The sequence below is a fragment of the Streptococcus danieliae genome, from assembly GCF_025447695.1.
Taxonomy (GTDB): Bacteria; Bacillota; Bacilli; order Lactobacillales; family Streptococcaceae; genus Streptococcus; species Streptococcus danieliae.
The window spans coordinates 1-6173 of record NZ_JAOBSU010000104.1; the positions used below are offsets into that span (position 1 = coordinate 1).

A 6173-nucleotide genomic window follows, 5' to 3' on the forward strand; every position below is an offset into this window, starting at 1 on the left:
ATTTTTATGAAATTGATGATGAGGAGTCAGAATCCTGACATTATTTTCAAAAAGAATAAGCAACGGGAATGATTCTTTTAGCTTATCTATTCTTATTTTTGAGGAATCGTGTTAAAATGATAGGTATAGAAAACGGAAGAATTTTTTAAGGAAAGCGATGAAAACCAAGTTAATTGTTATTATAGGACCAACTGCGGTCGGGAAGTCTGCTTTGGGGATTGAGCTGGCTTCTAAATACCAGGGGGAGATTATTTCAGGCGATAGTCAACAAGTTTACCGTGGCTTAGATATTGGAACAGCCAAGGTTAGTCCGGCTGAGCAAGCCCTGATTCCCCATCATTTGTTGGATGTCAGAGAAGTCGATCAAGGGTATTCGGCTTTTGATTTTGTTCAGGAAGCTCAAGCTAAGATTCAAGAAATCACGGCCAGAGGAGCCATTCCTATCTTAGTGGGAGGGACGGGGCTTTATCTTCAAAGTCTGCTGGAAGGTTACCACTTGGGTGGAGACTTGGATCAGACGGCTTTGTTGGCCTATCGGCAAGAATTAGAAGCCTTGGATACGGAGACCTTGTATGGTCTGGTGGCAGAGAAGGGGCTTGAGATTCGGGAACCGAATCGTCGGCGAGCTATTCGAGCTCTGGAATTGGCCAAGTTTGGGCAAGATCTAAGCAATCAGGAGCAGGATTTTGAGCCCCTCCTGATTGCCCTGGATGATGAGCGTGAGCTGCTTTACCGGCGGATTAACCAACGGGTGGATGCTATGGTAGAGCAAGGCTTGCTGGAGGAGGCCAAATGGCTTTATGACCATTATCCGCAGGTGCAGGCAGCCCGAGGGATCGGCTACAAGGAACTCTTTCCTTATTTCGAAGGAGAATCTAGCTTAGAAGCGGCCCTAGAGACGGTCAAGAAAAACACGCGCCGCTTTGCTAAACGGCAATTAACCTGGTTCAGGAACCGTATGAAACCGCACTTCTTTATGGTTTCAAACCCAACCTTTAAAGAGGATCTTGAGGCAGTCGTTGAGGAATTTTTACATGATTAATACGAAAAAAGAACAAGAACGGGTGCTCTTAATTGGGGTTGAGTTGCCCCAAATGGACCATTTTCTTATGTCCATGGAGGAGTTAGCCCGCCTAGCCCACACGGCTGGTGCCCAAGTTATCCGAGAGATCGTGCAAAAACGGGAACGGGTGGATGCTCGCAGCCTAATTGGAAGTGGTAAGGTCCAAGAGGTTAAAAATTGGATTGAGGCTGAGGAGATTGACAGTGTTGTGGTTAATAACCGGCTAACACCCCGCCAAAATACCTATCTGGAAAGTCAGTGGGGCGTCAAAGTTATTGACCGGATGCAGCTGATTTTAGATATCTTTGCTTTGCGGGCCCGGTCCTATGAGGGCAAACTGCAGGTGCACCTAGCCCAATTGCAGTATCTGTTGCCGCGCTTGGTTGGTCAAGGGATTCTCTTGAGCCGCCAAGGGGGAGGAATCGGCTCCCGTGGACCCGGGGAAAGTCAATTGGAATTAAATCGTCGGGCTGTCCGCAACCAAATTGTCGATATTGAACGGCAGTTAAAGGCCGTTGAGAAGAATCGCAGTCGGATTCGGGAGAAACGCTTAGCCAGTCCCGATTTGCAAATTGGACTGATTGGCTATACCAATGCCGGGAAATCGACCATCCTGAATTTATTAGGGGAGACTCCCCAGTATGAGGCCGATGAACTTTTTGCGACCCTAGATGCGACAACCAAGAAAATTCATCTGGATCAAAACCTAGCGGCAACTCTGACAGATACTGTTGGGTTTATCCAAGACTTACCAACTGAGTTGGTGGCCAGCTTTAAGTCCACCCTGGAGGAGAGTCGGCATGTGGATTTGTTGCTGCATGTCATCGATGCCAGTGACCCCTACCATGAGCAGGAGGAAGAAACGGTATTAGCCCTTATTCAGGAATTGGAAATGGACCAGATTCCACGTCTGACCATTTATAATAAGTTGGACAGGGTTGACCATTTTGTTCCCACCCTTAACCCGTCTCGGCAGTTTTCAGCCCATGCTCCTTCTGCTAAAGAAGATTTAAAAGCCATCATTATTGAAGGGCTAAAGGAACTCTGGGAACCCTTTGAGCTCCACCTATCCTTGGCCAAGCAATACCGCCTGCATGAATTAGAAGCCTTGGCCTTGATAGATCAACTGGACTATGACCAGGAGGGGCTAACTGTTACGGGCTGGATTGCAGCAAAAAATAAATGGAGATTAGAAACCTTTTATGAATGAATGGATTGATCGGGCGATCGCTCTGGGCGGCTATACCGCCTTGGATCGCAAGTATCTGGAACAAGTTTTAATGGGCAAAAGCCCCCAAGAAATGCTAGCCTGGATTACGCCTCCGCCCAGTGTCTTAAATGCCTATTTTGCGGAACTGTATCAGAAAAAGGGGCCTCGGGAGGCCATGGACTACCTGTTGGAAATAAGTCAGGCTTTTGAACTGTTCCAAACAGATCCTTCTTTTGAGGAAGTCAAGCCCTTTATCCGTTTGAATCTGTCTGGTAAAGCCTATGGTCTAGCCCTGCTGGATGCGAGTGGCTTGGGACAGGTTTTTGCCCAGGTGGCAGAGCCAGTAACTCCGGATTTGCTGTGGGAGATCGCCATGATCTTTCCAGACCATGTGGTTGCGGCTTACCAGGGTCGACTGATTTTACGTCCCTATGAAGCAGCAGAGCTAGAGAATCAAGAGGTTATGAGCCCGCTCACCGATCGTTTGTTGTTACAAGATGGAAGCCAGAAATGGGTTTCTTACAGTCAAGAAGATTTAATCCAAGAATTAGCAAAACAGGAAGTTGAGACCCTCCTCTGGTATGGCTCCAAGGAACGTCAGCTTGCAGTAGTGATAGAGGAGGAAGCATGGAATTACAATTTTTAGGGACTAGTGCCGGTCAGCCCTCAAAGGCGCGCAATGTTTCGAGTCTCGCCTTGAAACTTTTAGATGAAATCAATGAAGTCTGGCTATTTGACTGTGGTGAAGGCACCCAGAATCAAATTCTGCATACCAGCATTCGCCCACGTAAGGTCAGCAAGATTTTTATTACCCACTTGCATGGGGACCATATTTTTGGCCTGCCGGGCTTTTTGTCCAGTCGGGCCTTTCAAGCCAATGAAGAGCAGACCAATCTAGACATTTATGGTCCTGTAGGTATTCGTAATTTTGTGCTTAACAGCCTCCGCCTGTCTGGCTCTCGCCTGCCCTACCGCATTCATTTTCATGAATTTGATTCGGATAAGCTGGGCTTGATCATGGAGACCGATCAATTTAAGGTCTATGCTGAAGCCCTCGACCACAGTATTTTCTGCGTTGGTTACCGGGTAATCCAGAAAGATTTAGAAGGAACTTTGGATGCGGAAGCCTTGAAGGAGGTCGGTGTTCCGTTTGGACCTTTATTTGGAAAAATTAAAAAAGGGGAAGATATTACCCTACCAGACGGCCGCCTCATCCAAGCCAAGGACTACCTTTCACCCCCTCGTCCCGGGAAGGTCATTACCATCCTCGGAGATACTCGGAAGACAAATGCCAGTGTCCGTTTAGGCGTAGGAGCCGATGTCTTGGTGCATGAAGCGACCTATGGCAAGGGTGATGAAAAATTAGCCCGCAACCATGGTCATTCGACCAATATGGATGCGGCTAAAGTGGCCAAGGAAGCCGGAGCTAAACGGCTCTTGCTCAACCACATTAGTCCACGCTTTTTGGCCAAAGATATTAGCCGGATGCGTGATGATGCCGCTAGCATCTTCCCAAATGTTCATGTTGTCAAAGATTTGGAAGAAATTCCATTGTAAACTAGAGGATTCAGATGATTGAAGCAAAATACGATTGGCAATTTCAGCCCAAGGTAGAAGACCAGGACTTTATGGCGGTGGCTAAAACATTTGGTTTGGAAGAGTCTGTGGCGGATCTTTTGTTCCGACGTGGGGTTCACAGCAAGGAAGACCTTGAAGCTTTTTTACAGCCATCTTTAGAGGACTTGGCCGATCCGTTTCTTTTTCAAGATATGGAAAAGGCGGTCGCTCGGATTGAGGCTGCCATCCAAAGAGGAGAGGCGATCCTGGTCTATGGCGATTATGATGCCGATGGAATGACCAGTGCTTCGATTATGAAGGAAGTTCTCGAGGAAATGGGGGCGGAAATTGAAGTCTACCTCCCAAACCGCTTTACGGATGGCTATGGCCCCAACAAAAGTGTCTATAAGTACTTCATCGAAAACCAGGGGATTTCCTTAATTATCACGGTCGATAATGGAGTGGCTGGCCATGAGGCCTTGGAGTATGCGGCCCAGCAAGGGGTGGATGTGATTGTAACCGACCATCATGCCTTGCCAGAGGTGCTGCCTCCTGCCTATGCCATTATTCATCCAGAATTACCGGATGATCCCTATCCCTTCCCACATTTAGCAGGTGTGGGGGTTGCCTTTAAGCTGGCCTGTGCCCTGGTCGGCGATGTGGTCCAGGATTTCCTCGATTTGGTAGCCATCGGGACCATTGCCGATATGGTTCCCTTGGTCGGTGAGAACCGGATTCTCGTTTCTCAGGGGCTGAAAATCCTCAGACAAACCCAGCGAATCGGCCTGCAAGAACTAGCTGCAGTGGCTTCTTTGAAACTAGACGAAGCCAATGAAGAGACCGTTGGTTTCCAGCTGGCTCCGCGTTTGAATGCTCTGGGCCGTTTGGATGACCCCAACCCAGCCTTGGATCTCTTAACTGGTTTTGATGATGAGTTAGCCCATGACCTGGCTCGCATGATCGACGCTAAAAACACAGAACGCAAGGAACTGGTTCAAGCGATCTATGGAGAGGCGCGGTCCCAGTTGGATCCTGAAGCCAAGGCCCAGGTTTTGGTACAAGAGGGCTGGAATCCTGGAGTTTTGGGGATTGTGGCTGGTCGTCTGTTAGAAGAGACCGGTCAACCCATTATTGTGTTGAGCAGTGATGGTCAGAAAGCCAAGGGTTCCGCTCGGAGTCCAGAAAGTGTCCACCTCTTTGAAGCCTTAGATCCACACCGGAATCTCTTTGTTGCTTTTGGGGGGCATGCGGGGGCTGCGGGGATGACCCTGGAGTTAGAGCAGATCCCAGCCCTAAAGGCAGTCTTAGAAGACTATATGGACCAGCAAGGAGAAATCTCTGGCAAGAAGCCTGCTTATCAGGTGGATGAGATTCTGGATTTGCAGAGTCTTAGCCTCAAAACCTTGGAACAGTTTCAACAATTGGCTCCTTTTGGGATGGATAATCGTCAGCCTGTCTTTTATATTTCAGATTTTCAAGTTGAATCAGCTCGCAGCATGGGTCAGGGAAACGCTCATCTAAAACTGAAAATTTCACAAGGGCAGGCGGAATTTGAGGTTGTTGGTTTTGGTTATGGCAATCTTAGCTTGGAATTTTCACAGGCCAAGCAACTGGAGCTGCTGGTAACCCTAGCGGTCAACAAATGGAATGGTCAAACCAGTCTGCAATTGATGATCGTGGATGCCCGAATTGAAGGCATGCAGCTCTACAACATTCGGTCTGGAAAGATTTCTCTGCCGGATTCTGTTCCGGTTTTGGAATTTACAGAAGAATTTCCAGCTAATGTTCCAGATGCCCCGGCTTATGTTATTGATCCGTTACCGGAGTCAGTGGAGCCTTTGGCGCGCTTTATTCAGGAACACAAGCCTCGAGTGCTGTATTTTAAAAACAGCATCAAGGAAGCTTTTTATTTAACGGGAGTAGGGAGTAGGGACCAATTTACCTTGCTTTATAAGACTATTCGTCAGTTTCCAGAATTTGATGTCCGTTATAAGTTGAATGATCTAGCCCTTTATTTAAAAATCCAGCGGCCGTTACTGATCAAGATGTTACAAATTTTCCAAGAATTGGAGTTTGTGACTATTGAAGATGGGGTGTTAAAGGAAAATCCAGCCGCAACAAAACGTTCTATCGAAGACAGCAAGATTTATCAAGAACTGAAAATCTTGGCTCGTTTCCAGGAAAAAATGGCTCTAGACCCCGTAGAAGACATCTATGAATACTTGTCCCAGTTTCCCTTGGAGGACTAAGCTTCGAGTTAGGTGTGGGAATCATTCCCGTTGCTTATTCTTTTTGAAAATAATGTCAGGATCCTGACTCCTCCTCATCAATTTCATAAAAATA

At 47.4% G+C, this 6173-nt stretch carries 5 protein-coding genes; all 5 read left to right on the top strand.

All coding sequences use genetic code 11. The annotated features are described in order from the left end of the window. Positions 1-157: 157 nt before the first annotated feature. The 5 genes from miaA to recJ are packed head-to-tail and all read left to right on the top strand — an operon-like array spanning position 158 to position 6079. A complete protein-coding gene (gene miaA / locus N4310_RS07205; RefSeq protein WP_262092648.1) occupies positions 158-1042 on the top strand; it encodes a tRNA (adenosine(37)-N6)-dimethylallyltransferase MiaA in 885 nt (294 codons plus the stop codon). Beyond that, entirely contained in the window at positions 1035-2273 is a 1239-nt protein-coding gene (gene hflX, locus N4310_RS07210; RefSeq protein ID WP_262092649.1) for a GTPase HflX, read from the top strand. The genes miaA and hflX overlap by 8 nt, the downstream gene beginning before the upstream one ends. Next, positions 2266-2919 carry a cystathionine beta-lyase gene (locus N4310_RS07215; protein WP_262092650.1) on the top strand — a complete coding sequence of 218 codons (654 nt, stop codon included), beginning with the start codon at positions 2266-2268 and terminating at the stop codon, positions 2917-2919. Before hflX ends, N4310_RS07215 begins: the two co-directional genes overlap by 8 nt. Then, positions 2901-3830, top strand: coding sequence for a ribonuclease Z (gene rnz, locus N4310_RS07220; RefSeq protein WP_262092651.1), 930 nt, complete (start codon positions 2901-2903; stop codon positions 3828-3830). The genes N4310_RS07215 and rnz overlap by 19 nt, the downstream gene beginning before the upstream one ends. Positions 3831-3844: 14 nt before the next feature. Then, on the top strand, positions 3845-6079 hold the full coding sequence (gene recJ / locus N4310_RS07225; protein WP_262092652.1) for a single-stranded-DNA-specific exonuclease RecJ: 2235 nt from the start codon (positions 3845-3847) through the stop codon (positions 6077-6079). Positions 6080-6173 lie beyond the last annotated feature (94 nt).

Excerpts from the sequence above, each read along its gene's own strand:
- miaA (WP_262092648.1), top strand. The coding sequence starts at position 158 with ATGAAAACCAAGTTAATTGTTATTATAGGACCAACTGCGGTCGGGAAG.
- hflX (WP_262092649.1), top strand. The coding sequence starts at position 1,035 with ATGATTAATACGAAAAAAGAACAAGAACGGGTGCTCTTAATTGGGGTT.
- N4310_RS07215 (WP_262092650.1), top strand. The coding sequence starts at position 2,266 with ATGAATGAATGGATTGATCGGGCGATCGCTCTGGGCGGCTATACCGCC.
- rnz (WP_262092651.1), top strand. The coding sequence starts at position 2,901 with ATGGAATTACAATTTTTAGGGACTAGTGCCGGTCAGCCCTCAAAGGCG.
- recJ (WP_262092652.1), top strand. The coding sequence starts at position 3,845 with ATGATTGAAGCAAAATACGATTGGCAATTTCAGCCCAAGGTAGAAGAC.